Raw genomic sequence first — 23,208 nt, 5'->3', positions numbered from 1 at the left:
GAAACCTCTCACCTGAGCGCCACCGTGACGCCTTTGGCCGGGGCGGCCCAGCGGCTTTCCGTGGCGCCGCCGCCGGATGCGGCCGCAGCGCTCGCCGGGCCCGGCGCGTCCGCCGAATCCTGCGAATCCGCGGCGCGGCCCGCCGTCGAACCCGAGCGTACCCTGCTCTATCTCGCCCGCACGCCGGACCCGGCGCTTGCCGCCTACCTGAAGAGCCGCGGCTGGGACCTCGCGACGGCGCGCACGGCGCACGAGGCCTCGCGCATCGTGAAGGCCGACACCTCCTGCGCCGGCATCGTCGATCTCACTGGCTTCGCGCCGCGCGATTTCGCCGGCATCGAAGCGGTGCTGCGGCTGCAGCAGGTGGGCTGGATCGCGCTCACCGACACGGCGCGCCTCACCGACCCCGAGGTGCGGCGGCTGATCCGCCACTTCTGCTTCGACTATGTGCATCTGCCCGTCACGAACGCCACGCTCGACTACCTCGTGGGCCACGCGTTCGGCATGGTGGCGCTGTGCGAGCTCGACGCGCCCGCGGCCCCCACGGCCACGAACCGCGACGAAGACGAGATGGTGGGCACCTGCGAAGCGATGCAGCAGCTCTTTCGCACGATCCGCAAGGTCGCGAACACCGACGCCACCGTGTTCATCTCCGGCGAGTCGGGCACGGGCAAGGAGCTGACCGCGCTCGCGATCCACGAGCGCTCGCAGCGGCGCAAGGCGGGGTTCGTGCCGATCAACTGCGGCGCGATTCCGCACCATCTTCTGCAATCCGAACTGTTCGGCTACGAGCGCGGCGCGTTCACGGGCGCGAACCAGCGCAAGGTGGGACGTGTGGAAGCGGCCAACGGCGGCACGCTCTTTCTCGACGAAATCGGCGACCTGCCGATGGAAAGCCAGGCGAGCCTCTTGCGCTTTCTGCAGGAAGGCAAGATCGAGCGCCTCGGCGGCCACGAGCAGATTCCCGTGGACGTGCGCATCATTTCGGCCACCCACGTCGATCTCGAAGCGGCGATGCGCGAAGGACGCTTCCGCGCGGACCTGTTCCACCGCCTGTGCGTGCTGCGCGTGGACGAGCCGCCGCTGCGCGCGCGCGGCAAGGACATCGAAATCCTCGCGCATCACGTGCTGCACAAGTTCAAGATGGACAGCGCGCGCAAGATCCGCGGCTTCACGCCCGACGCGATCGAGGCCATGTACAACTACAACTGGCCCGGCAACGTGCGCGAGCTCATCAACCGCGTGCGGCGCGCCATCGTCATGGCCGAAAGCAAGCTGATCGCAGCGGAAGATCTCGACCTCGCGCAGTTCACGGAGCAGCAGACCGTGACGCTCGCGCAGGCCCGCGAGTCGGCCGAGAAGCGTGCGATCGAGGCGGCGCTGCTGCGCCACCGCCACCGCCTTACCGAGGCGGCCGCGGACCTCGGCATCTCGCGCGTGACGCTCTACCGGCTGATGGGCACCCACGGGCTGCGCGACGAGAAGACGATCTTCGTGGGCGACGCCGAAAATCAGGCGGAAAACCCGGCCGAGCACCAGCCGGAGCCGCCCGTCGAGAACCACGAGTAGCGCCGGATGCTGTGGATGCTGTGGATGCTGTGGATGCTGTGGATGCTGTGGATGCTGTGGATGCTGTGGATGGCGCGGGCGCAGTGCGGGCAAGCCGGGAAGCGAAGCAAGGGGAGCAAGCGGGGTGAGCGGCGTCGGGTAGAATCGGGCGGATGACCTCCACTTCGACTCACTCGATGACGACGCTCACCCTGATCGTCGCGCGCGCCCGCAACGGCGTGATCGGCCGCGACAACGCCCTGCCCTGGCGCCTGCCCGAGGACCTCGCCTTCTTCAAGCGCACGACCATGGGCGCGCCCATCGTGATGGGCCGCAAGACGCACCAGTCGATCGGCCGCGCGCTGCCCGGGCGCCGCAACATCGTCGTGACGCGCGACGCAACGAAACGCTTTCCCGGCTGCGACACGGCCACGAGCCTCGACGAAGCGCTCGCGCTCGCGGCGCAGGACCAGGCGCCCGAAGCCTTTCTGATCGGCGGCGCGCAACTCTACGAAGAGGGCCTTGCGCTCGCGCACAAGCTCATCGTGACGGAGATCTCCGCCGACTTCGAAGGCGACGCGCACTTCCCCGCCCCCGACCCCGCGCACTGGCGCGAGACCGCGCGCGAAACGCTGCACGCGCACGCCCCGAACAATTTCGACTTCGCCTTCGTGACTTACGAGCGGCGCGACCAGGTTTTGCCCTCGTAGAGACGACAACGGCACGCCAGGGCGTGCCGTTGTGCTGCGATTGCGCTGATGGCGGCGTTGCGGCCCGAGAGCCGCAACGTAAGCGGCATAACCCGCGCCATAACCCGTGCTGTAACCCCCGCGCCATAACCCCTCTTACTGCCCTGCCACCGTCATGCGCTCGATAAGCACCGAGCCGGTTTGCCGCGTGCCGCGCGCGAGCGTATCGGCACCCACCGCGACGATGTGGCGGAACATCTCCTGCAACGTGGACGCCACCGTGATCTCTTCCACCGGGTACTGGATCTTGCCGTTCTCCACCCAGAAGCCCGAGGCGCCGCGCGAATAATCGCCCGTCACGAAGTTCACGCCCTGGCCCATCAGCTCGGTCAGCAGGAGACCCGTGCCGAGCTTCTTGAGCATCGCTTCGAAGTCGTCGCCGGGCTGCGTGAGCGAGCTCTTCAGTTGCAGATTGTGCGAGCCGCCGGCGTTGCCGGTGGTCTGCATGCCGAGCTTGCGCGCCGAATACGACGAGAGGAAATAGCCCTGCACGACGCCGTCCTTCACGACTTCGCGGCGGTGCGTGCGCACGCCTTCTTCGTCGAACGGCGCGCTGCCCGCGGCGCGCGGCACGTGCGGGTCCTCGACGATCTGGATATGCGGCGCGAACACCGGCTTGCCGAGGCTATCGACGAGGAACGACGTCTTGCGGTACAGCGCGCCGCCGCTCGTGGCCTGCACGAACGCGCCGAGAATGCCCGCCGCGAGCGGCGCCTCGAACAGCACCGGCACCTTGCGCGTGTCGAGCCCGCGCGCGTTCAGGCGCGAAAGCGCGCGCTCGGCCGCGTAGCGGCCCACGGCCTCGGGCGAGGCCAGCTCGCTCGCGCTGCGCCGCGAGGTGTACCAGTCGTCGCGCTGCATGTTGCGGCCCGTGCCCGCGATCGGCGCGCACGAAATGTAGTGGCGCGAGTACGGATAGCCGTGCAGAAAGCCGCCCGAGGTGGCGAGCACGAACTGCGAATGCTGGGCCGAAACGCTCGCGCCTTCGGAGTTCTTCACGCGCGGGTCGGTGGCGAACGCGGCGTCTTCGGCGCGGCGCGCGATCTCCACGGCCTCCTCGGCCGAGAGATTCCACGGGTGGTAGAGGTCGAGGTCGCGCGGCGCCGTCTCGAGCAGGTCGTGCTCGGCGAGGCCCGCACAGTCGTCGTCGGCGGTGAAGCGCGCGATGTTGTAGGCGGCCGCCACCGTGTCCTTGAGCGCCTCGCGCGAGAAGTCCGAGGTGCTCGCATTGCCGCGCTTGTTGCCGATATAGACGGTCACGCCGACCATCTTGTCGCGGTTGTGCTCGATGGTCTCGACTTCGCCGCGCCGCACAGACACGGACAGGCCATCGCCTTCGGAGATTTCCGTCGCCGCGTCGCTCGCGCCGAGCGCCTTCGCGTGACGGAGAATGTCCGACGCGATCTCCTTCAGTTCGTCCTGGGTGTGCGGGAAAAAGCGCTGCCGGGCTTCGATGTCTGCTGCCATTGTCGTTACGGTCCGGTTCCGGGCCTCGCGGGCCCTCTGGTGACGTGTCGTGTATCGGATGCATCGCCTCGTGGGCGCATCCCGCGATCATAGCAAGGTATGAGCGCGTGCACCGGACTGGGGTTTGTCCGGCCCGCCGGGTACGCGTACGGCGCCCGGAGCGGGCCCGTGCCGCACCCGTACGCCTGCGCCCGGCGCCGGCGTGCGCGCACGCTACAATATCGCCCATGAAACGCAAAACCCGCATTCAACCGATGAACGAGGCCGCTGCCGACCAGGACGACAACGGCTACGATCGCCCGAGCAAATCGCAGCTCAAACGCGAGATGACCGCGCTCCAGGAACTGGGCACGGCCCTCGTCGAGCTGTCCAGGGACGCGCTCAAGCGCATGCCGATGACCGAGGACCTCTCGGACGCCGTCCACGAGGCCCGCCGCATCACCGACCACGAAGGCAAGCGCCGCCAGCTCCAGTACGTGGGCCGCATGATGCGCGGCCTCACCGAAGACGAAGTCGCCGCGCTGCGCACCGCGCTCGAAGCGTACCGGGGCGTGAACAAGGCCGCCACGGCGCGCCTGCACTGGATCGAGCGCACGCGCGAAAAGCTGCTCGCCGACGACGCCGCGCTCACCGAGTTCGTGCGCCAGCATCCCGCCGCCGACGTCCAGGAAGGCCGCACGCTGATCCGCAACGTGCGCCGCGAGCAGCAGCAGGGGCGCCCGCCCCGATACTTCCGCGAGCTGTTCCAGTGGATCAAGACCGTGAGCGCCAGCCCGGACGATGACGACGAGCCCGCCCACGACGCGAACGAGGACGAAGACGATGACGAGGCCTGAGCGCAGCCATCCGGACGAACTGGTCATCGGCCTCGTATCGGTCAGCGACCGCGCCACGGCCGGCGTGTACGAGGACAAGGGCGTTCCGGCGCTCGAGGCGTGGCTGGCGCTCGCGCTCAAATCGCCGTGGCGCGCGGAAACGCGCCTGATCCACGACGATGCGGCGACGATCTCGGCCACGCTCACGGCCCTCGTGGACGGCCTCGGCTGCGACCTCGTGCTGACGACGGGCGGCACCGGCCCCGCGCGCCGCGACGTGACGCCCGAGGCCACGCTCGCGGTGGCGACGAAGGAAATGCCGGGATTCGGCGAGCAGATGCGCCAGATCAGCCTGAATTTCGTGCCGACCGCGATCCTCTCGCGCCAGGTCGCGGTGATCCGCGAAACGGCGGATCACGCCGCGCTCGTCATCAACCTGCCGGGCCAGCCGAAGTCGATCAAGGAAACCCTGGAAGGTCTGCGCGACGAAACCGGCGCCGTGAAGGTGCCGGGCATTTTCGCGGCGGTGCCGTACTGCATCGACCTGATCGGCGGCCCGTATATCGAAACCGATCCGAACGTCGTGGCGGCGTTCCGGCCCAGGAGCGCGCAGCGGCCGCCGCGCGCGTGAAACCCGAAGCTCGAGGGCGCGAGGCGGCCTCGCCGCGTGCGCCCTCCGGCGGCCCTTACTGTGCCGCTTCTCCCGCCGGTGCCGGGTTCGCGGCCGGCACGAGGAAATGCTCGCGGTAGTACTTGAGTTCGTCGATCGACTCGTGGATGTCGGCCAGCGCCGTGTGCATGGCGCGCTTCTGGAAGCCCTTGTAGATGGCAGGCTGCCAGCGGCGGCACAGCTCCTTGAGCGTGCTCACGTCGAGATTGCGGTAATGGAAAAAGCGCTCGAGCGTGGGCATCCAGCGCGCCATGAAGCGGCGGTCCTGGCAGATCGAGTTGCCGCACATCGGCGACTTGCCCGGCGGCACGTATTGCGAAAGGAACGCCAGCAACTGCTCGGTGGCGCTCTCCTCGGTCACCGTCGAAGCGCGCACGCGCTCGATCAGCCCGGAGCGGCCGTGCGTGTTGCGGTTCCATTCGTCCATGCGATCGAGCTCCGCTTCCGGCTGATGGATCGCCAGCACCGGGCCTTCCACGAGCTTGTCGAGGTTCGAATTCGTCACCACCACGGCGATTTCGATGATCCGGTCGCTGTCGGGGTCGAGCCCCGTCATTTCCATGTCGAGCCAGATCAGGTTCATGTCGGTGCGTTCGAGCGCCGGCGCCTGGCCGGCCGTCGTGGCGGAAGTAATGTCAGTCATGGAAGCAACCCGGATACGGTAAGGACGCGGTTCTGGCACAGCGTTTGGCGCAACGGCGCCTCATTCAGGCGAGTTGCGGCCGGCCAGCCGGCAAGAACATATAATTGTCGCATAGATACCACGGACCCCACGGATGGCTAATTTGTCCCCCGCGCTGACTTTCAGCACCCTCTTCGTGATCGCAGTGATCGCCATGGTCGCGACCAGGCTCTGGCTCGCCTCGCGCCAGACGCGCTTCGTGGCCGCCCACCGCGGCGCCGTGCCCGCGCAGTTCGCGGCCACGATCCCGCTTGCCGCCCACCAGCGCGCCGCCGACTACACCATCGCGCGCACCCGCCTCGGCATGATCGAGATCGTGCTCTCCGCCATCGTGCTGATCGCGCTCACGCTGCTCGGCGGCGTGCAGGCGCTCGATCTCGGCCTCTCCGACTGGCTCGGGCGCGACTATGTCGGCCAGATCGCACTGATCGGCGCCGTGCTCGCCATCAGCGGCGCCGTGGAGCTGCCGCTCGACTACTACCGCCAGTTCGTGATCGAAGAGCGCTTCGGCTTTAACCGCATGACGAAGCGCATTTTCTTCATGGACCGCATCAAGGGCCTGCTGATCGGCGCGGCCTTCGGCATTCCGCTGCTCTTCGTCGTGCTCTGGCTCATGAAGCAGGCCGGCAGCCTCTGGTGGCTGTGGACCTGGGGCGTGTGGGTGGGCTTCCAGATGCTCGTGCTGGTGCTGTACCCCAGCTTCATCGCGCCGCTCTTCAACAAGTTCGAGCCGTTGAGGGACGAAGCCCTGCGCTCGCGCATCGAGGCGCTCATGCAGCGCTGCGGCTTCGCGGCCAAGGGCCTCTTCGTGATGGACGGCAGCCGCCGCTCCGCCCACGGCAACGCCTATTTCACGGGCTTTGGCGCGGCCAGGCGCATCGTTTTCTTCGATACCCTGCTCGCGCGCCTTTCCGGCAGCGAGATCGAGGCCGTGCTCGCGCACGAACTGGGCCACTTCAAGCGCCGCCACGTCATCAAGCGCATGCTCGTGACCTTCGCCATCAGCCTCGTGCTGCTCGCGCTGCTCGGCTGGCTCTCGCAGTGCGTATGGTTCTACGAAGGGCTCGGCGTGCGGCCGTCGCTGCTGGGCGGCAACGAAGGGCTCGCGCTCGTGCTGTTCTTCATCGCCGTGCCGGTGTTCCTCTTCTTTCTCACGCCGCTTGGCAGCCTCAGCTCGCGCAAGCACGAGTTCGAGGCCGACGCCTTCGCGGCCACCCAGACCGACGCGCAGCAACTCGTCAACGCGCTCGTGAAGCTCTACGAGGACAACGCTTCGACGCTCACGCCCGATCCGCTCTATACGGCGTTCTACTACTCGCATCCGCCGGCTTCGCAGCGGATCGACCGCCTGCTCGCGCACGCATGAACCGGCGCGCAACGAAGGGCGCCGCGAAGAGCGCCTCCCCGGCGGGGTCGTCACGCGCGGCGAGCGGGACGCTCCACGGCGTCGTGATCGCCGCGCACGGCCGCCACTACCTGGTGGCGCCCGAAGGCGGCGGCGCGCCGCTGCAATGCTTCCCGCGCGGCAAGAAGAGCGAAGTGGCCGTGGGCGACCGCGTCGAGTATCAATCGACCTCGGCCGACCAGGGCGTGATCGTCGCGATCGGCGAGCGGCGCAACCTGCTCTACCGCTCCGACCAGTACAAGTCGAAGCTCTTCGCGGCGAACCTCGATCAGCTCCTGATCGTGCTCGCCACCGAGCCGCATTTCAGCGAAGACCTGCTCGGCCGCGCGCTCGTGGCCGCCGAGGCGAACGGCCTCAAGCCGCTGATCGTGCTCAACAAGATCGACGTGGAAGCGGCCCTGCCGCTCGCGCGCGAGCGGCTCGAACGCTACCGGGCGCTCGGCTACACGGTGCTGGAGCTATCCGTGAAAGGCCAGCCGGAGGCCGCGCGCGAAGCGCTTGCGGATCATCTGCACGGTCACGCGACGATCCTGCTCGGCCAGTCGGGCATGGGGAAATCGACGCTCGTGAACCTGCTGATTCCCGACGCCGAAGCGGCCACGCGCGAGATCTCCACGGCGCTGAACAGCGGCCGCCATACCACCACGTTCACGCGGCTCTATACGCTGCCGGGGGATGGGCCCACAGGCGGCCCCGAAACCGGCGCGCTGATCGATTCGCCGGGCTTCCAGGAGTTCGGCCTCTACCACCTCACGGAAGGCAAGCTCGAACGCGCGTTCCCCGAATTCCGGCCGCTCCTCGCCCACTGCCGCTTCTACAACTGCCATCATCTGCACGAACCGGGCTGCGCGATTCTCGAAGCGGTCGAGGACGGGCGCATCGCGCCGGAGCGACACGCGCTCTATGCCCAGTTGATGCACGAGATCAGCCAGACCCTGCGCTAGAGGGCGCTCACACCATGCTCAGGCTCGTGCGCGCGCCCAATTTGCTGGTTGCCCAGCACTGGATGAACATCCTCGCCGCCGCCGGCGTGCCGTGCGAGTTGCACAACCGCTATCTGAGCGGTGCGATGGGCGAGATTCCCGCCGAGCAGTGCGCACCCGAACTGTGGCTCGTGGATGAGCGCGACGAGAAACTGGCGCTGCGGCTGATCGAGGAGGCGCGGAGCGGGCCGCCGGCCGGCGCGCCGGCCTGGCACTGCCCGGCGTGCGGCGAGACGCTGGAAGCGCAGTTCACGGTGTGCTGGCAGTGCGGGCGGGAACGCGACATCCGCGACGAGTGAGCCTGCGGCATCGCAGGCACCAAAGCAGACGGCCCGCTCTTTCGAGCGGGCCGTCTGCCTGGCAGGTCAGGAACCGTGCGGGATATTCCGGCTGCCGGTCAGAACCACACGGCAATGGTGAGCATGAGCAGCAGGATCATCCACAGGATCACGGCGCGCCAGACGAGGCCCACGGCCGATTGCAGCGTACGCGGCGTGCAGTCGTCGCCGACCGTGTACGGGCCGCCCTCGCCGGGCGTGGCGAGCGCGTCGAGGCTCGACGGCTCGGCCAGCGGCCCCGAGAGCCGCGCGCCCAGCGCGCCGCTGCCGGCCGCGAGCAAAACGCCTTCGTTGGTGTCGGGCCATTGATTCGCGTGATTGCGCCAGGCGTAGATCGCATCCTCGAAATTGCCGACGATGGCAAAGCCCAACGACGTGAGCCGCGCCGGCACCCAGTCGATCACGAAGAACACGTGCTGCGCGAAGTTCGAGAACAGTTCGCTGCGCTCGTCGGCGGGGCGCGACCATTCGCGCGCCAGATATTCGGAGATGCGGTACAGCACGGCGCCGGCCGGGCCGATCGGCACGAGGAACCAGAAGAACACGCCGAACACGTGACGGTGCGACGCCACCACGGCATGAATCAGCGTGTGGCGCACGATTTCGCTCACCGGCATGTCGGTCGTGTCGAGACCGGTCCATTCGCGCAGGATTTCGCGGGCGCGCGGCACGTCGTCGTTGTTGAGCGCGAGGTGGATATCGGTGAAGTAATGGCTGAACTGCCGGAAGCCGAGCGTGAAGTACACCACCACGACGTTCCACAGGAACGCCAGCACGAAGCTGATGTGATAGAGCACGTAGTAGACGAGCGCCGTGGCGAGCGTCCAGGGCAGCACGACCACGAGCCACGCGATGAACCCGTGTTTCTTCTTGCCCGCGTCGAAGCCGTGCGCGGCCCATTCCGCATTGAGGCGCACGAGCCCCATCACGGGGTTGTTCGGCGAAAGCGCCCGCACCTGTTCGATGACGAGAGCCAGCAATACGGAGAAGAAGGTCATGCGACGCGCCGTGCGATGCTTGTGTTGGAAAATTGCTGCAAAGATATCACAGGGCCAGATGTGCCAGAGCACCGGGCGGCAAACGCACAACACTGCCGCGCATAGACGTATCGGCGCGCTTGCCTTTGCGGCATGCCATCAGGCCAGCAAAAAGCGGTAGAAGTTGCGCAACATGGCCGCCGTCGCGCCCCAGATGAAATGCGTGCCGCCCGTGCCTGCTGCACCTGCTGCACCCGCTGTACCCGCTGTGCCAGTTGCCGCACCGCCCGCGCCGCGGCCCCGCGCCACGGGATACGGCATGGCGAAAAAGCGCCGCTCGCCGCCCTCCCAGCGGAACACGCGCACCTGGTGATGCGCGGGGTTCATCAGGAAGCTGAGCGGGACTTCGAAGATCTCGGCCACTTCGAGCGTATCGGCGTGCACGTTGAACGGCTCGTGCACGAGGCCCACCACCGGTGTCACACGAAAGCCCGTGCCGGTCAGATATTCGGGCAGCGCACCCAGTATCTCCACGCGCGCGGGGTCGAGATGCACCTCTTCGTTCGCCTCGCGCAGCGCAGCGGCGACGGGCGTGGCGTCCGACGGCTCGCGGCTGCCGCCGGGAAAGCTTACCTGCCCCGCGTGGTTGCTGAGGTTGTCGGCGCGCTGCGTGAGCAGCACCGTCAGGCCCGCCTCGCGCATGGCGAGCGGCACCAGCACCGCGGCCTCGCGCGGATCGTGCAGGTCGGCAAGACGGGGGTCCTGGGGCTCCGGGTCCCACGGCAGACGCGCTTCGAAGCGCGCGCGCAGGCCATCCGGGGTGAGCCGCTCGGCGGCAACCAGCGGCAGACTGGCACCTGTCGATTCGATCGGCAGGCTTTCGGGTTCAAAAACTGGACGGATCAACGGATCTCTCGAATCACGCGCACACGCTCGGGTGCGAATCACGCCGGCTGCGTCCTTGCTGTCGTCACCCGGGACCGGGGACGAACGCTGCAAGGCGCAGACACATGGCGCTGCTAGAGCGATATTTTGCGTCCAAAACAAAAAAAGCACCCCGGAGGGTGCTTTTTTCTTACAGCTTTTACGCCTGCCCGGCCGGAGCGGCTGCGCGGTCTTTCGACACCAGCTTTTCCTTGATACGAGCCTTCTTGCCCGACAGGTTGCGCAGGTAGTACAGCTTCGCGCGACGGACGTCGCCACGACGCTTCACGACGATACTGGCGAGCAGCGGCGAGTACGTCTGGAACGTACGCTCGACGCCTTCACCCGACGAGATCTTGCGCACGATGAACGACGAGTTCAGACCGCGGTTACGCTTTGCGATCACGACGCCTTCGTAGGCCTGAACGCGCTTGCGGTTACCTTCAACCACGTTCACGTTGACGATCACCGTGTCGCCGGGGGCGAATTCGGGGATGGTCTTCTCGCCCAGCACGCGCTGGATTTCTTCCTGCTCGAGTTTTTCGATCAGATTCATTGACTGACTCCGTAAGCCATCGTGTCGGCGTTCGTACCTGTGCCGGATTTCCTGCGAGCCATGCTGGCAAGTCATCCAGGCCACTACGGCCCCGATAGAGGATGGATTCACAACTGGCGCCGTTCACGCATGAAGCGGCACCGCCTTTGGCGCCTCGCGCCGCCCCCGCCCGAAGCCTTACGCTTCGTCCGGACCCTTCGCGAGACTAGCGAGCCATGCCTCGTCGGCACGGCTCAGCATCTTGTTCTTTCTGGCCCGCTCGATCAGATCGGGCCGTTTGTTCCACGTATTGCGCAGCGCTTCGCGGCGGCGCCACTGCTCGATTTCCGCGTGATGGCCGCCGAGCAGCACGTCGGGCACGCGCGCGCCCTCGTATTCCTCGGGCCGCGTGTAGTGCGGGCAGTCGAGCAGGCCATCGACAAAGCTGTCCTGCACGGCCGAAAGCGCATCGTTCAACACGCCCGGCAACAGTCGCACCACGGCGTCCATCAAGGCCATGGCCGGCAACTCGCCTCCCGAGAGCACGAAGTCGCCCAGGCTGACTTCTTCGTCCACGTAGCGATCCACCAGACGCTGGTCGATCGCTTCGTAACGCCCGCACAGGATCACGAAACCGGGCTCCTGCGCGAACTGCACGGCACGCTCGTGCGTGAGCGGCTTGCCTTGCGGCGACATCAGCAGCACGCGCGGCGCGGCCACACCGGCTTGCGCCTGAGCGGCTTTCGCCGCCCCGATCGCCGCTTCGAGCGGTTTGGCCAGCATCACCATGCCGGGGCCGCCGCCGTAGGGGCGATCGTCGATCGTGCGGTAGTTGTCGGTCGTGAAGTCGCGCGGATTCCACGTGCGCAGCGCGTAGCGCTCCTGCTTCGCCGCCCGGCTGGTGATACCCCAGTCGGTCAGCGCGCGGAACATCTCGGGAAAGAGCGTCACGACATCGAACTGCATCGCTCTCTCCGTTCAGCGAATCAGGTACGCGCGCAGCAACAACAGCACGCGCTCAGTAATCGGCGTCCCAATCGACGACGATACGCTTCGCCGCGAGATCCACCGTCTTGACGTACACGCCGACGAACGGGATCAACCGTTCGCCGGTAGCGGGCTTGCCGTCCTTGCCTGTCGAGGGATACTCGACGCGCAAGACCGACTGCGCGCCGTTGTCGATCAGGTCGGCAACCTTGCCGAGTTCGACGCCCGCCTCATTGGCGACGTCGAGCCCCAGCAGATCGACCCAGTAATATTCGTCGGCCTTCAGGGCGGGGAAATCGGCGCGGCTCACGTAGATGCGCGAACCGCGCAGCCGCTCGGCGGCCTCGCGGTCGTCCACGCCGGCCAACTGCGCAACCACGCTGTCGCCATGCACCTTCGCGGCAATGCGCTGCGTGGACTGACGCTGCTGGATTTCGCGGCCGCCGCGGCCCTTGAGGAGCCACCAGCGCTTCGCCGCCAGCAAGGCGCTGCCGCCTTGCGCATGCGGGGCGACCTTCACCCAGCCCTTGAGGCCGTAGGCTTCAATCACGGCGCCGACTTCGACCGCATCGGCCGGAAAGCTCGCCTCGGTTTCGGGGCGCAAACCCTCGGCGCTCTGCGCCTCAGCTTTCGGCGCACCTGTCGCGCTCTCGCACGCAGGCTTGCGTACGAATGCGCCGAACGAGGGCGCGGGCGATGCAGCACGACGGCCGGCGTTGCCCTGCGACCCTTCGGCTGCGCCCTTGCGCGGCTTTTCAGCCGCGGGCGTTTCTGCCGGCGGCAAGCCGGCTTTCGGGTCGTCATGCATCGGCGAATCTCACAGCCCGTTCATGCAGCCACACCCCACGCACGCGGCTCACGCTCGCGCACATGCGGATAAAAACAGACAATCGAAGCAAAATCGACCCAAAATCAACAAAAGACGTGCACCACGACTCAAGCCCGAGGCTTAAGCAGCGGGCGTTGCCTTTTGCGATTCCTTCACGAGACGCTCGACGGCCGGCGACAACTGTGCGCCCACGCCTTGCCAGTACGTCACGCGATCTTGCGCGATACGGAGCGTTTCGCCCTTCGTAGCGACCGGGTTGTAGAAACCCACGCGTTCGATGAAACGGCCGTCGCGACGGTTGCGCGAATCGGTTGCGACGATGTTGTAGAACGGGCGCTTCTTCGAGCCGCCGCGTGCCAGACGGATGATGACCATACTAGAATCCTTGAAAACCGGGGTTCAGAAACACTGAAACACGCGATTATAGCCCGAAACCGAAGCCATAACAAACACTTAACTGGAAATCTGGGCGGGGCGGTGCGATGAATCGCGAGCGGGCGGCGGTGCAACGCCGCGTGGCGCGGGCTTGCGCCTTGTTGCCGCGGCGTTTGTGAACGGCCCGCGGCGTTGCCCGCCCCGCTCTTTCCACTATCGCTGCGCACCGCTGCCCGGGCTTCGCCGCCCGACGTACAATGCCCGACGGCCGCCGCCCTGGCGCCATTCACACATCCGCGCCCCGCGACCTTCGTCCGTCCATGTCCACAGCCACCGCCTCCACGCGCTTTCGCTCCAAGACGCTCACCGCTGCGCTCGCCTTCTTCTTCGGCAGCCTCGGCGCCCATCGCTTCTATCTGTACGGCCCGCGCGACTTCTGGGGCTGGGCGCACGTTTTCGGCACGCTGCTCGGCATTCCGGGCGTGCTCCTGCTCGTCGCCACCGGGCGCGCCTCGGTGCCTGGCTGGGGGCTCGCGGTGATCGGCGCCGTTTCGCTCTTCTCGGCGTTTCTCGCGGCCATCGTTTATGGCCTGCGCCCCGACGCGAAGTGGGACGCCCAGTTCAACGCGCACGCCGGCCGTACGAGCCGCTCGGGCTGGGCAGTTATCTTCGTCGTGATCTTCTCGCTGCTGATCGGCGCCTTTCTCCTGATGACGGGCCTCGCGCTTTCGTTCCAGACCTACTTCGAGTCGCAGGTCGAGGCGGCCAAGGCCCTCTCCCAGTGAGATCGCGCCGGCCCGCACGGCCAGGCTAGAAGAGATCGAGTTGGGGCTTCTCGCGCACGATTTTCGCGCTAACGAACGCCGACATGTCGAGAATGCCGTGCCGCCGCTCGTTCAAGCCGAGGCGCCGCACGGCCTTGTGAAAGCGCTGCTTGAGCAGATCGGCCCAAAGACCCGTGCCCTTCATGCGTTGCGAAAACGACGAGTCGTAATCCTTGCCGCCGCGCATGTCTCGCACGCGGCTCATCACGCGCTCCGCACGTTGCGGAAAATGCGCCGAGAGCCATTGCTGGAAGAGCGGCGCGACCTCCCACGGCAGGCGCAGCACGATATAGCTCGCGCTGGACGCCCCCGCCTCGGCACAGGCTTGCAGCACGCGCTCCATGTCCGGCTCGGTCACGAAGGGAATCACCGGCGCAATGCTGACGCCCACGGGGATGCCCGCCTCGGCGAGGGTGCGGATCGTGCGCAGGCGCCGCAGCGGGCTCGCCGCGCGAGGTTCGAGCGTGCGTGCGATATCGGCGTCGAGCGTCGTGATCGTGATCGCGGCCATGAACTGGTTGCGCTGCGCCATCGGCACGAGCAGATCGAGGTCGCGCTCGATCAGCGACGATTTGGTGATGGCGGCGAACGGATGCCCGCGCTCGGCCAGCACCTCGATCACGCGGCGCGTGATGCGCAGATCGCGCTCCACGGGCTGCCACGCGTCGGTATTGACGCCTAGCGCAATGGGCTCGGGCTCGTAGGACGGCTTCGCCAGCTCGCGCGCCAGCAGTTCGGGGGCGTTGACCTTCGCATAGATGCGGCTTTCGAAGTCGAGCCCCGGCGAGAGGCCCAGATAGCTGTGGGTGGGGCGCGCAAAGCAGTAGATGCAGCCGTGCTCGCAGCCGCGATACGGATTGAGCGAAACGCTGAACGGGATATCCGGCGACTGGTTGCGCGTGAGAATGCTCTTCGCGCGCTCTTCGAATACCTGCGTGCGCAGCGCGGGGGCAGTGCCCTCCTCTTCTTCGCCGGTCGGCTGCCAGCCGTCGTCGAATGCCTCGCGCTGATCCACCTCGTAGCGCCCCTGCAGGTTCGTGACCGCGCCGCGCCCCTTGCGGGGTACGGGCGGCGCGATGGGCTGCCACGCCTCGGAATCGTCGAGCGGCTCGCGGTCTGGGTCGTTCACGGTGGGATAAAGAAAGCGCCTCGATACTGTACAAATATACAGTACTGAGGCGCTTTGTCGAGCCCGAAAAACGGGGGCGTCTCGCTTGCCCGCGATCAACCTGCTACCGCCTGGCGCCGTCCCGTGCGACGGCGCCAGGCCCTCACTCGCCCACGGCGATGGTCAGCGTTTCCTTGATCTCTTCCATCACCACATAGCTCTTCGACTGCACCGCGCCGGGCAGTTGCAGCAGGATGTCGCCGAGCAGCTTGCGGTAGTCGGCCATCTCGCCAATGCGCGCCTTGATCAGATAGTCGAAGTCGCCCGATACGAGATGGCATTCGAGCACCTCGGGAATCTTCTGCACTTCGCGGCGGAACTGCTCGAACATGTTGCCGCTCTTGTGGTCGAGCGTGATCTCGACGAACACGAGCAACGCCGCGCCCAGCACGGTCGGGTTCACGCGGGCGTAGTAGCCCGTAATGACGCCGTCGCGCTCCATGCGCTTCACCCGCTCAATGCACGGCGTGACGGACAGCCCCACCTGCTCGGCGAGGTCTTTCATCGCCATGCGCCCGTCCTCCTGAAGCAGCTTGAGGATGCGGTGATCGAGGCGGTCGAGCGCGCGGACCGGCTGGCGCTGCGTTCTCATGTTTATTTCCTGAATATTTGATAAATACGATAACAAAACCTGGACATACAACAATAGCATAGCTAATAACACTAGCTACACTGCTGAAGGCGTGTTTTTTCCTGTTTCACCCGCCCTGCGAGCCGCAGACGGGCGCACAGGCGGTCCATCAAGACAGGCGGCGTAGCGTCAACAATACCTATCGGAGCAGCAGCTATGCGAGTCGTCATCTTGGGCAGCGGTGTGGTCGGGGTGGCTAGCGCCTGGTATCTGGCGCGTGCCGGCCATGAGGTCACGGTCATCGACCGTGAAACCGGCCCCGCGCTCGAAACCAGCTTCGCCAACGCCGGTCAGATCTCGCCGGGCTATGCCGCGCCGTGGGCGGCGCCGGGCGTGCCGCTCAAGGCGATCAAGTGGATGTTCGAAAAGCACGCGCCGCTCGCCATCCGCCTCGACGGCACGAAATTCCAGCTGCAGTGGATGTGGCAGATGCTCCAGAACTGCACGGCCGAACGCTATGCGCTCAACAAGGGCCGCATGGTGCGGCTCGCCGAATACAGCCGCGACTGCCTCCAGGCCCTGCGCGCCGATACCGGCATTCAGTACGAGGGCCGCACGGGCGGCACGCTGCAGGTATTCCGCACGCAGCAGCAGTTCGACGGCGCCCAGAAAGACATCGCCGTGCTCAAGGACGCGAACGTCCCCTACGAACTGCTCACCGCCGCCGAACTCGAACGCGCCGAACCGGCGCTCGCCGCGGTCTCGCACAAGCTGACGGGCGGCCTGCGCCTGCCGGGCGACGAAACCGGCGACTGCCAGCTCTTCACCACGCGCCTTGCCGCCATGGCCGAGGAACTCGGCGTGAAGTTCCGCTACAACACGCCCATCGACGGCCTCGCCGTCGCGGGCGAGCGCATTGCCGGCGTGCAGTGCGGCAGCGAACTCGTGCGCGCCGATGCCTTCGTGGTCGCGCTCGGCTCGTTCTCGACGAAGATGCTCGCGGGCCTCATGAAGATTCCGGTGTATCCGCTCAAGGGCTACTCGATCACCGCACCGATCGTGAATGCCGACGCCGCACCGGTCTCGACCGTGCTCGACGAAACCTACAAGATCGCGATCACGCGCTTCGACAACCGCATCCGCGTGGGCGGCATGGCGGAGATCGTCGGCTTCGACAAGACGCTGCGCGAAGCGCGCCGCGAAACGCTCGAAATGTGCGTGAACGACCTGTTCCCGGGCGGCGGCGACACCACCAAGGCCACCTTCTGGACCGGCCTGCGCCCGATGACGCCGGACGGCACCCCGGTGGTGGGCCGTACGCCGATCTCGAACCTGTTCCTCAACACGGGGCACGGCACGCTCGGCTGGACGATGTCGTGCGGCTCGGGCCAACTGCTCGCCGACCTCATCTCGGGCAAGAAGCCCGCCATCAGGGCCGACGATCTCTCCGTGTTCCGCTACCTCGGCGAAACGCAAGGCGAGCACCGGCCCGCGTACGCGTAAGCGACGGCCGCAGGGCCACGCAAAGCAGTCCTAACAACAATCGGCGCCCCGAGGAAGAAGGGGCGCCGATTTCTATTTGGGCCTGCGCGGCGCGTTGGGGCAGCAAAGCCGGACCGCAAAAAAGGGGCGCCGCAGCGCCCCTTTTCTCACCTGCCGCGACCTCCGCGGCGGGTTTCGTCGATCAGCCGAGTTCCTTGACCAGTTCCGGCACGAGCGTGAACAGATCGCCCACGAGACCATAATCGGCCACGCCGAAGATCGGCGCTTCCTCGTCCTTGTTGATCGCCACGATCACCTTCGAGTCCTTCATGCCGGCCAGATGCTGGATCGCACCCGAGATGCCCACCGCCACGTACAACTGCGGCGCGACGATCTTGCCGGTTTGACCGACCTGATAGTCGTTCGGAACAAAGCCTGCGTCCACCGCCGCGCGCGATGCGCCCAGCGCCGCGTTGAGCTTGTCGGCCAGCGGCTCCAGCACCTTCGTATAGTTCTCGCCGTTGCCCAGACCCCGGCCGCCCGAGACGATGATCTTCGCGCTCGTCAGCTCCGGACGGTCCAGCTTCGTCACCTCGCGGCTCACGAACTGCGAGAGGCCGCTATCGGCCGCTGCTTCGAGCTTCTCGATGCTCGCGCTGCCACCTTCAGCCGCTACGGCGTCGAAGCCCGTCGTGCGGACCGTGATCACCTTGACCGGATCGACCGACTGCACCGTCGCGATGGCGTTGCCTGCGTAGATCGGGCGCTCGAACGTGTCGGGCGAATCCACAGCCGTGATGTCCGAAATCTGCGCCACGTCCAGCTTCGCGGCGATACGCGGCGCGACGTTCTTGCCCGCTGCCGTCGCCGGCGCGAGGATGTGCGAATAGTTCTTTGCAATTGCAAGAACCGTCGCTTCGACGTTTTCCGCCAGGCCCTGCTCCAGTTGCGGCGCGTCGGCCAGCAGCACCTTTGCCACGCCTGCGATCTTCGCAGCCGCATCGGCTGCGCCCTGCGCGTTGTGACCCGCGATCAGCACGTGCACGTCGCCACCAATCTTCTGTGCGGCAGCCACGGTGTTCAGCGTTGCAGCCTTCACGGACGCGTTGTCGTGTTCGGCAATAACCAGAATCGTCATGTCTCTTTGCTCCCTGAACCCTTAGATGACCTTCGCTTCGGTCTTCAGCTTCTCGACCAGCGTCTTCACGTCCGGCACCTTCACGCCTGCGCTACGCTTGGGCGGCTCGGCAACCTTGAGCGTCTTCAGACGCGGCGCGACGTCCACACCGAGGTCTTCGGGCTTGATCGTCTCCAGCGGCTTCTTCTTCGCCTTCATGATGTTCGGCAGCGTCACGTAGCGCGGCTCGTTCAGGCGCAGGTCGGTCGTCACCACGGCGGGCAGCGTCAGCGACAGCGTTTCCGCGCCGCCATCGACTTCACGCGACACGGTGGCCTTGCCGTCGGCCACCACGACCTTCGACGCAAACGTGGCCTGCGGCAGATTCGCGAGCGCGGCGAGCATCTGGCCGGTCTGGTTGGAATCGTCGTCGATGGCCTGCTTGCCGAGAATCACGAGCGAAGGCTGTTCCTTGTCCACGAGCGCCTTGAGCAGCTTCGCGACAGCCAGCGGCTGCAGGTCTTCGTTCGACTCGATCAGGATCGCGCGGTCCGCACCGATGGCCAGCGCCGTGCGCAGCGTTTCCTGGGCCTGGGCAACGCCCGCCGAAACCGCGATCACCTCGGTCGCCACGCCGGCTTCCTTCAGGCGCACCGCTTCTTCCACGGCGATTTCGTCGAACGGGTTCATCGACATCTTGACGTTGGCGATATCGACGCCCGACCCGTCCGACTTCACACGGACTTTCACGTTGTAATCGACTACGCGCTTGACTGGCACAAGGACTTTCATTCACATGCTCCAAAGTTACGAATACGTCAACCTGGCGGACATTATAGCGAGCGCCTCGCGGTGCGCCTGTGCCGCCGGCACTTTTAACGAGCTACGCCGCAGGCGCGGCAGCTGCAATAGCGAACGGTCGTGCGATTTTACGGCGGAAAAAACCCGGGCTTCAAGCCCGGGCGCCGACTAATTTCTCTAATCCCGTATTTTATATGCGTGCCGTCTCACCAGGAAGCGACGACCGCGCCGCCGAACTGGCTGTCGATGTATTGCTTGACCTCCGGCGAGTGGTAGGCCGCCACGAGCTTCGCCACCCAGGGCTTGTTGCGGTCGGCTTCGCGAATCGCGAGGATATTCACGTACGGGCCCTTGGGGTCTTCAATCGCAATCGCGTCCTGCCGGGGCTTGAGGCCCGCCTGCATGGCGAAGTTCGTGTTGATCGCGGCGGCGTCCACGTCGTCGAGCGAGCGCGGGATCTGCGCCGCGTCCAGTTCGACGATCTTCAGCTTCCTGGGGTTTTCCACGATGTCGAGCGGTGTCGCCTTCAAACCGGCATCGGCACGCAGCTTGATGAGGCCCTGCTTCTGCAGCAACAGCAGGGCACGGCCGCCATTCGTCGGATCATTGGGCACCGCGATCTTCGCGCCCGGCTGCAGTTGCGCGAGCGACTTCACCTTCTTCGAGTAGATGCCCATCGGGAAAGTCACCGTATCCGCGATCTTGACGAGCTTGTAGCCGCGGTCCTTCACCTGCGCGTCCAGATACGGCTGGTGCTGGTAGCTGTTGGCGTCGAGATCGCCGCTCGCGAGCGCCGCGTTCGGCTGCACGTAGTCCGAGAACTCGACGATCTGGATGGCGAGGCCGTTCTTCGCCGCCACCCGCTTCACCACTTCCATCACCTGCTCGTGCGGGCCGCCTGTCACTCCCACCTTGATGGTCTCGTCGGCCTGTGCGCCGAACGAAGCGAAGAGCGAGGCCGCGCCGAGTGCGACGGCCAGCCGGATCATGAAACGACGTTGCATGCCTACCCCTGGTTTTGAGTTCTGATAATGGAAATGCGTGGCTTATTTGTGGCTGAGGCGCCGCACGAGCCAGTCGCCGAACGACTGCACGAGCTGCACGAACACGATCAGGATCACGACCACGATCAGCATCACTTCGGGTTCGAAGCGCTGATAGCCGTAGCGGATGCCGAGGTCGCCCAGGCCCCCGCCGCCGATCGCGCCCGCCATCGCCGAGTAGCCGACGAGCGAGATGAAGGTGATCGTGAGCCCCGCCACGACGCCCGGCAGCGATTCGGGCAGCAGCACCTTGAAGACGATCTGGCGCGTGCTCGCGCCCATCGCCTGCGCGGCTTCGATCAGGCCGCGATCGACTTCGCGCAGCGCCGTTTCGACGAGGCGCGCGATGAACGGCGCGGCCGCGATGGTCAGCGGCACGACGGCAGCGGCCGTGCCGATCGACGACCCCACGACGAGCCGCGTAAAGGGAATCACGGCGACGAGCAGGATGATGAACGGCGTGGAGCGCACGGCGTTCACGACCACGCCCATCACGCGGTTGACCGCGAGGTTCTGCAGCACGCCGTCACGGTCGGTCAGGTAGAGCAGCACGCCGAGCGGCAGGCCGATCGCCGCGCCCACGAGTCCCGAGATGCCCACCATGACGAGCGTTTCCCAGAACGACTGGACGAACATGTCGAACATTTCACTCCACATGGGACAGCTCCTCCACCACGACACCCTGCTCGCGCAGCCACGCGATGGCCTGCGCCACCTTCACGGGATCGCCGCCCGCGAGCACCGCGAGCGAGCCGAAGGCCTGCCCCTGGATCTCGTCGATCTGGCCGTGCAGGATGTTGAAATCGAGTTCGAAGCGGCGAATCGTTTCCGAGAGCACCGGCTGATCGACGCCCGTCCCGGTGAACGCGAGCCGCAGCAGATGGCCGCGGCCCTTCGCGAGCCTCTCGGCCACGCGCGCCTTGAGCGCGGGCGGCAGCTCCTGGGCGATCACGTCGCCGAGCAGTGCGCGCGTCACGTCGTGGCGCGGCTGCAGGAACACGTCGATCACGGGGCCCGCTTCGACCACCCGGCCCGCGTCGAGCACGGCAACGCGGTCGCAGACCTGTTTGATGACCTCCATCTGGTGCGTAATCATCACGATGGTCAGGTTCAGCTCGCGATTGATCTTGCGCAGCAGGTCGAGAATCGCGCGCGTGGTTTCGGGATCGAGCGCCGAGGTCGCTTCGTCCGAGAGCAGAACCTTCGGCTTGCTCGCCAGCGCGCGCGCGATGCCCACGCGCTGCTTCTGGCCGCCGCTGATCTGCGAGGGATAGCGGTCCTTCTGCGCCGAGAGGCCCACGAGTTCGAGAAGCGGCAGCACCGTCTCTTCGATCTGCGCGCGCTTCATGCCGGCCAGTTCGAGCGGCAGCGCGACGTTGTCGAACACGGTGCGCGACGAGAGCAGGTTGAAGTGCTGGAAGATCATGCCGATCTCCCGGCGCGCCTCGCGCAGCGCGGCGGCCGAAAGCGACGTGAGCGTGCGCCCGTTGACGACGATGTCGCCTTCGGTGGGCCGCGTGAGCAGGTTGATGGTGCGCACGAGCGTGCTCTTGCCCGCGCCGCTGCGGCCGATGATGCCGAACACTTCGCCCGGCGCAATGGTCAGATTGACGTTGTGCAGCGCTTCGATCCAGCCTTGTGGGCCGGCAAAACGCTGTGACACGTTGCGTATTTCGATCATGGAAAAAAAACGAAACGGCGGATGCGCCGCGCACCGCGCGTCCGGAGGTCGCGTGGACCGGCGGGGATGCGGGGCGCCGGCAGACAGCCGCCGTTGCTGGATGGATTCAACTCGCAATTTTACCCTGGCAGGCGTAATTCCTTTTAATAATCAATTCCGATATTTTCATAACTCAACGGCATTAGAGGGTCGCCGCGGCCTCGTGTGGCGCTCGCAACCATGCCGGGCGGCTATGATCGGCCAGCGCAGGGACGGTGCCGACCGGCATAGCGCACACCACGAAAAACAAGGAGAGCCATGGAGACGACCCAGCCGTTCGACGCCGCCGCGCGCCCTGCCGCGCCGCCGGCGGAGCCCGAAACTGCGACGCTCGCCACGCCCGATGGCGCAACGCTGCCGCTTTACGTCTGGCGCGCAACGGCGGCGACCACGGGCGCCGCTGCGCCGCGCGCGGCCATTGCCCTGCTGCACGGGCTGGCCGAACACGCGGGCCGCTATGCGGCCTTCGCGGCGGCCATGAACGCCGCCGGCATCGACGTCTACGCGATCGACTTGCGCGGCCACGGCCGTGCGAGCGGCCGACGCGCATGGGTCAACCGCTTCGACGAATACCTGGCCGACGCGCAGGCGCTGGTCGCCCATGCGGGCGCGGCGTGCGCCGCGCGCGGCACGCCGCTCTTCCTGATGGGCCACAGCATGGGCGGCGCGATTGCCGCGCTCTACGCCATCGAGCGCGCGCCGCAAAGCGGCGTGCCGCTCGCCGGCCTCCTGCTGTCGAGCCCGGCTCTCGCGCCGGGGCGCGACGTGCCCGCATGGATGATTGCCGCGAGCCGCGTGGTCAGCGCGATCTGGCCCACCTTCCCGGCAATGAAGATCGATGCCGCCCTGCTCGCCCGCGACGCGCGCGTCGTCGAGGCGAATCGCGCCGACCCGCTCGTCCACCACGGGCCGATTCCCGCGCGCACGGGCGCCGAACTGCTCGACGCGATGCGGCGCATCGAAGCGGGCCGCGCGAATCTGCGTCTGCCGGTGCTCGTCTGGCACGGCACCGCGGACAAGCTCACCGAACCCGACGGCAGCCGCGCGTTCGGCGCCCACGCAGGCTCGCCCGACCGCACGCTCACGCTCTACGAAGGGAATTACCACGAGACGCTGAACGATCTCGAACGCGAACGGGTGATCGGCGCGTTGATCGACTGGATCGGCGCGCACTGCCCCGGCGCGCCGCACTGAACAC

Annotated in this window: 25 protein-coding genes; 10 read left to right on the top strand and 15 right to left on the bottom strand. The window is 66.6% G+C overall.

All coding sequences use genetic code 11. The annotated features are described in order from the left end of the window. The first annotated feature begins 24 nt into the window (after positions 1 to 24). Together BFE01S_RS39290 and BFE01S_RS18860 are read left to right on the top strand one after the other, a co-directional pair. Positions 25 to 1,569, top strand: a complete 1,545-nt coding sequence (locus BFE01S_RS39290; protein ID WP_407668226.1) for a sigma 54-interacting transcriptional regulator — start codon at positions 25 to 27, stop codon at positions 1,567 to 1,569. 176 nt (positions 1,570 to 1,745) lie between these two features. After that, on the top strand, positions 1,746 to 2,258 hold the full coding sequence (locus BFE01S_RS18860) for a dihydrofolate reductase (protein WP_028226836.1): 513 nt from the start codon (positions 1,746 to 1,748) through the stop codon (positions 2,256 to 2,258). Positions 2,259 to 2,393: 135 nt separating this feature from the next. Here the strand turns inward: BFE01S_RS18860 and pmbA are convergent, their stop codons facing one another. Then, positions 2,394 to 3,764 (bottom strand): metalloprotease PmbA, encoded by a 1,371-nt coding sequence (pmbA, locus tag BFE01S_RS18855; protein WP_028226835.1) that lies wholly within the window; start codon positions 3,762 to 3,764, stop codon positions 2,394 to 2,396. 227 nt (positions 3,765 to 3,991) lie between these two features. Here pmbA and yjgA point away from each other — a divergent pair, with 227 nt between their 5' ends. Both yjgA and mog read left to right on the top strand, forming a co-directional pair. Beyond that, entirely contained in the window at positions 3,992 to 4,600 is a 609-nt protein-coding gene (yjgA, locus tag BFE01S_RS18850; protein WP_174464460.1) for a ribosome biogenesis factor YjgA, read from the top strand. Beyond that, positions 4,587 to 5,210 carry a molybdopterin adenylyltransferase gene (mog, locus tag BFE01S_RS18845; RefSeq protein WP_042337930.1) on the top strand — a complete coding sequence of 208 codons (624 nt, stop codon included), beginning with the start codon at positions 4,587 to 4,589 and terminating at the stop codon, positions 5,208 to 5,210. Before yjgA ends, mog begins: the two co-directional genes overlap by 14 nt. Positions 5,211 to 5,265: 55 nt before the next feature. Here mog and orn read toward each other — a convergent pair whose 3' ends face one another. Beyond that, positions 5,266 to 5,892 carry an oligoribonuclease gene (gene orn / locus BFE01S_RS18840; protein ID WP_028226832.1) on the bottom strand — a complete coding sequence of 209 codons (627 nt, stop codon included), beginning with the start codon at positions 5,890 to 5,892 and terminating at the stop codon, positions 5,266 to 5,268. A gap of 133 nt (positions 5,893 to 6,025) precedes the next feature. Here orn and BFE01S_RS18835 point away from each other — a divergent pair, with 133 nt between their 5' ends. From BFE01S_RS18835 to BFE01S_RS18825, 3 genes are read left to right on the top strand one after another with little or no spacing between them, the layout of a single operon-like run. Next, the gene (locus BFE01S_RS18835; protein ID WP_042337929.1) at positions 6,026 to 7,297 is read left to right on the top strand and encodes a M48 family metallopeptidase; all 1,272 of its coding nucleotides are present in this window, start codon (positions 6,026 to 6,028) and stop codon (positions 7,295 to 7,297) included. Beyond that, positions 7,294 to 8,280: a ribosome small subunit-dependent GTPase A gene (rsgA, locus tag BFE01S_RS18830; protein WP_028226830.1), complete on the top strand. Its 987-nt coding sequence runs from the start codon at positions 7,294 to 7,296 to the stop codon at positions 8,278 to 8,280. The genes BFE01S_RS18835 and rsgA overlap by 4 nt, the downstream gene beginning before the upstream one ends. 14 nt (positions 8,281 to 8,294) lie before the next feature. Further along, the gene (locus tag BFE01S_RS18825) at positions 8,295 to 8,618 is read left to right on the top strand and encodes a putative signal transducing protein (RefSeq protein ID WP_028226829.1); all 324 of its coding nucleotides are present in this window, start codon (positions 8,295 to 8,297) and stop codon (positions 8,616 to 8,618) included. A 98-nt stretch (positions 8,619 to 8,716) separates the two neighbouring features. On the opposite strand, the gene BFE01S_RS18820 is transcribed toward BFE01S_RS18825, so the two are convergent. From BFE01S_RS18820 to rpsP, 6 genes are all read right to left on the bottom strand, one after another. Beyond that, on the bottom strand, positions 8,717 to 9,655 hold the full coding sequence (locus BFE01S_RS18820) for a CobD/CbiB family protein (protein ID WP_028226828.1): 939 nt from the start codon (positions 9,653 to 9,655) through the stop codon (positions 8,717 to 8,719). Between the two features lie 138 nt (positions 9,656 to 9,793). After that, positions 9,794 to 10,540, bottom strand: a complete 747-nt coding sequence (locus BFE01S_RS18815) for a CoA pyrophosphatase (RefSeq protein ID WP_028226827.1) — start codon at positions 10,538 to 10,540, stop codon at positions 9,794 to 9,796. A 178-nt stretch (positions 10,541 to 10,718) separates the two neighbouring features. Further along, complete coding sequence (gene rplS, locus BFE01S_RS18810; protein ID WP_028226826.1) at positions 10,719 to 11,114, bottom strand: 50S ribosomal protein L19; 396 nt, start codon at positions 11,112 to 11,114, stop codon at positions 10,719 to 10,721. Between the two features lie 177 nt (positions 11,115 to 11,291). Next, positions 11,292 to 12,059 (bottom strand): tRNA (guanosine(37)-N1)-methyltransferase TrmD, encoded by a 768-nt coding sequence (trmD, locus tag BFE01S_RS18805; protein WP_028226825.1) that lies wholly within the window; start codon positions 12,057 to 12,059, stop codon positions 11,292 to 11,294. A 52-nt stretch (positions 12,060 to 12,111) separates the two neighbouring features. Next, entirely contained in the window at positions 12,112 to 12,888 is a 777-nt protein-coding gene (gene rimM, locus BFE01S_RS39285) for a ribosome maturation factor RimM (protein ID WP_084170040.1), read from the bottom strand. Positions 12,889 to 13,029: 141 nt separating this feature from the next. Continuing rightward, positions 13,030 to 13,284 (bottom strand): 30S ribosomal protein S16, encoded by a 255-nt coding sequence (gene rpsP, locus BFE01S_RS18795; protein WP_027795319.1) that lies wholly within the window; start codon positions 13,282 to 13,284, stop codon positions 13,030 to 13,032. A gap of 320 nt (positions 13,285 to 13,604) precedes the next feature. On the opposite strand from rpsP, the gene BFE01S_RS18790 reads away from it, so the two are divergent. After that, complete coding sequence (locus BFE01S_RS18790) at positions 13,605 to 14,069, top strand: NINE protein (protein WP_028226824.1); 465 nt, start codon at positions 13,605 to 13,607, stop codon at positions 14,067 to 14,069. Positions 14,070 to 14,094: 25 nt separating this feature from the next. On the opposite strand, the gene BFE01S_RS18785 is transcribed toward BFE01S_RS18790, so the two are convergent. Beyond that, on the bottom strand, positions 14,095 to 15,237 hold the full coding sequence (locus tag BFE01S_RS18785; protein WP_028226823.1) for a PA0069 family radical SAM protein: 1,143 nt from the start codon (positions 15,235 to 15,237) through the stop codon (positions 14,095 to 14,097). A gap of 142 nt (positions 15,238 to 15,379) precedes the next feature. Then, positions 15,380 to 15,868, bottom strand: coding sequence for an Lrp/AsnC ligand binding domain-containing protein (locus BFE01S_RS18780; RefSeq protein WP_028226822.1), 489 nt, complete (start codon positions 15,866 to 15,868; stop codon positions 15,380 to 15,382). 195 nt (positions 15,869 to 16,063) lie between these two features. Here BFE01S_RS18780 and BFE01S_RS18775 point away from each other — a divergent pair, with 195 nt between their 5' ends. Further along, positions 16,064 to 17,350, top strand: a complete 1,287-nt coding sequence (locus tag BFE01S_RS18775) for a D-amino acid dehydrogenase (protein ID WP_028226821.1) — start codon at positions 16,064 to 16,066, stop codon at positions 17,348 to 17,350. Positions 17,351 to 17,531: 181 nt separating this feature from the next. Here BFE01S_RS18775 and BFE01S_RS18770 read toward each other — a convergent pair whose 3' ends face one another. The 5 genes from BFE01S_RS18770 to BFE01S_RS18750 all read right to left on the bottom strand — a co-directional run bounded on the left by BFE01S_RS18770 (position 17,532) and on the right by BFE01S_RS18750 (position 21,971). Further along, positions 17,532 to 18,467 (bottom strand): electron transfer flavoprotein subunit alpha/FixB family protein, encoded by a 936-nt coding sequence (locus BFE01S_RS18770; RefSeq protein WP_028226820.1) that lies wholly within the window; start codon positions 18,465 to 18,467, stop codon positions 17,532 to 17,534. Positions 18,468 to 18,488: 21 nt separating this feature from the next. After that, positions 18,489 to 19,238, bottom strand: a complete 750-nt coding sequence (locus BFE01S_RS18765; protein ID WP_028226819.1) for an electron transfer flavoprotein subunit beta/FixA family protein — start codon at positions 19,236 to 19,238, stop codon at positions 18,489 to 18,491. 215 nt (positions 19,239 to 19,453) lie between these two features. Continuing rightward, on the bottom strand, positions 19,454 to 20,251 hold the full coding sequence (locus BFE01S_RS18760) for a MetQ/NlpA family ABC transporter substrate-binding protein (protein WP_028226818.1): 798 nt from the start codon (positions 20,249 to 20,251) through the stop codon (positions 19,454 to 19,456). A gap of 42 nt (positions 20,252 to 20,293) precedes the next feature. Continuing rightward, the gene (locus tag BFE01S_RS18755; RefSeq protein WP_028226817.1) at positions 20,294 to 20,947 is read right to left on the bottom strand and encodes a methionine ABC transporter permease; all 654 of its coding nucleotides are present in this window, start codon (positions 20,945 to 20,947) and stop codon (positions 20,294 to 20,296) included. Continuing rightward, a complete protein-coding gene (locus BFE01S_RS18750; protein ID WP_028226816.1) occupies positions 20,937 to 21,971 on the bottom strand; it encodes a methionine ABC transporter ATP-binding protein in 1,035 nt (344 codons plus the stop codon). Before BFE01S_RS18750 ends, BFE01S_RS18755 begins: the two co-directional genes overlap by 11 nt. Before the next feature lie 297 nt (positions 21,972 to 22,268). Here BFE01S_RS18750 and BFE01S_RS18745 point away from each other — a divergent pair, with 297 nt between their 5' ends. After that, on the top strand, positions 22,269 to 23,204 hold the full coding sequence (locus tag BFE01S_RS18745; RefSeq protein WP_042337927.1) for an alpha/beta hydrolase: 936 nt from the start codon (positions 22,269 to 22,271) through the stop codon (positions 23,202 to 23,204). Positions 23,205 to 23,208 lie beyond the last annotated feature (4 nt).

Source organism: Paraburkholderia ferrariae NBRC 106233 (genome assembly GCF_000685035.1).
GTDB lineage: Bacteria > Pseudomonadota > Gammaproteobacteria > Burkholderiales > Burkholderiaceae > Paraburkholderia > Paraburkholderia ferrariae.
This window is presented reverse-complemented; position numbering and strand designations above follow the sequence as displayed.